We start from the raw sequence: 1767 nt of genomic DNA, 5'->3' as shown, positions 1-1767 counted from the left end.
GACGGGGACGGGGACGGGGACGAGCGGATCGTCACGGTGTACGACGCCTCGGGCAAGGTCGCCGCACGGTCGGACCGCGAGTGGTGGCGGATATGAACGAGGACGGGAACAGGCGCGGGGACGGGGACGGGCCGCGACCGGAGCGCACGGCACCGCGACTGAGGAAGCGAATACCGTCGTTGGCCCGGCGACACCGCGAGCGCGTGCCGCTGCGGGTCCGGTTCCGGCGCACCCGGGGCCGGCGGCTTCGCCGGCTGGGCTACGCCTTCCTCACGCTGGTCGCGCTGCTGTGTGCGGCGGCCGTCGTGGCGTACCACTTGACTCCCATTCCGAAACCGCACCCCGAGACCGTCACCCAGAGCACCGTGTTCCTCGACTCGGGCGGCGCCTATCTGGGCCGGCGCGGACCGGTCGACCGGCAGGACGTCCGGTTGTCCGCGGTCCCCCGGCATGTGCAGGACGCGGTGATCGCCGCGGAGAACCGCTCCTTCCGTACGGACAGCGGGATCTCGCCGCGGGCCATCGCACGGGCCACGCTGGCGACGCTGACGGGAGACGACCCCCAGGGCGGCTCCACCATCACCCAGCAGTACGTGAAGAACGCGCTGCTGAGCCCGGAGCGGTCGCTGTCGCGCAAGGCGCGCGAGGCGCTCGTCGCGATCAAGCTGGACCGCACGCGCGGCAAGGACGAGATCCTTGAGGGCTACCTCAACACCGTGTACTTCGGGCGGGGTTCCGCCGGGATCCAGTCCGCCGCACGCAACTACTTCGGCGTGGACGCGAAGAGCCTGACGGTCGCCCAGGGCGCCGCGCTGGCGTCCATCGTCAACATCCCCTCGTACTACGAGAAGGCGGGCTCCGACCCGAAGGTAACCACGAAGCTGGAGAACCGCTGGGAGTGGGTCCTCGACGCGATGGCGGCGAGCGGGAGCATCACGGACAAGCAGCGGGCCGAGGCGCGTTTCCCGGCGTTCCGGTTCTATCCGCCGGGCGAGACCGAGGGGCAGCGGCAGTATCTGATCGACTTCGCCGCGAAGGAGGCCGCCGACCGGCTCGGCATCACCGAGGACCAGCTCGCGAGCGGTGGCTACAGCGTGACGACCACCTTCGACCTGGCGTTGCAGGACAGCGCCACACAACTGGTCCAGGACCATCCCGGGGGCGGCAAGGGCGTCCGGTTGCACACCGCCGTGGTGGGGATGGTGCCCGGCGACGGGGCGGTGCGGCTGCTGTACGGGGGCTCGGACTACGCGCGGCAGCCGTTCAACGACGCGGTGAGCGGGGCGGTGGAGGCGGGGACGGCCCTGGAGCCGTTCGGCGAGCTGGAGGCGGGCGAGCCGCTGCGCAAGCTGCTGAGGACGACGGCGCCGACCCCGCTGAACCTGGCGTCGGCGTACGCGACGGTGGCGGCGAACGGCAGGTACGCCACCCCGTACACCGTCGCGCGCATCACCCGGGAGGGCCGCACCGTCTACCGGGCGCGTCCCGACGTACGGCGCGTGCTGGACGAGAAGGAGGCGCTGGTGGCGGGCGAGTTGTCGGGTGCCGGACCGACGCCGGTCGCCGTCGCCGCCGGCTCGGCGGAGGCGAAGGTGTTCGCCACCGACGGGGCGGGCGGGGGGATCACCCGGCGGACCGTGTGGACCACCGGGTACGACGACCGACTCGCCCTGACGGTCGCGCTGTTCGCCGACCGGGCGGGCAAGAAGAAGGGCACGACGTTGCCCGCGCAGCTGCCGAACGAGCCGTCACCGACCGCGTTCGCGG

Annotated in this window: 1 protein-coding gene; it reads left to right on the top strand. The window is 72.3% G+C overall.

The annotated features are described in order from the left end of the window. Nucleotides 1-92: 92 nt before the first annotated feature. The coding region (locus tag FNH08_RS49655; RefSeq protein WP_152778568.1) for a transglycosylase domain-containing protein at nt 93-1767 on the top strand (1675 nt) is incomplete at its 3' end.

Origin of the sequence: Streptomyces spongiae (assembly GCF_009377185.1) — a bacterium.
Taxonomy (GTDB): domain Bacteria; phylum Actinomycetota; class Actinomycetes; order Streptomycetales; family Streptomycetaceae; genus Streptomyces; species Streptomyces spongiae.
The sequence above is the reverse complement of the archived record's forward strand: the minus strand, read 5'-3'. Positions and strand labels throughout refer to the sequence as shown.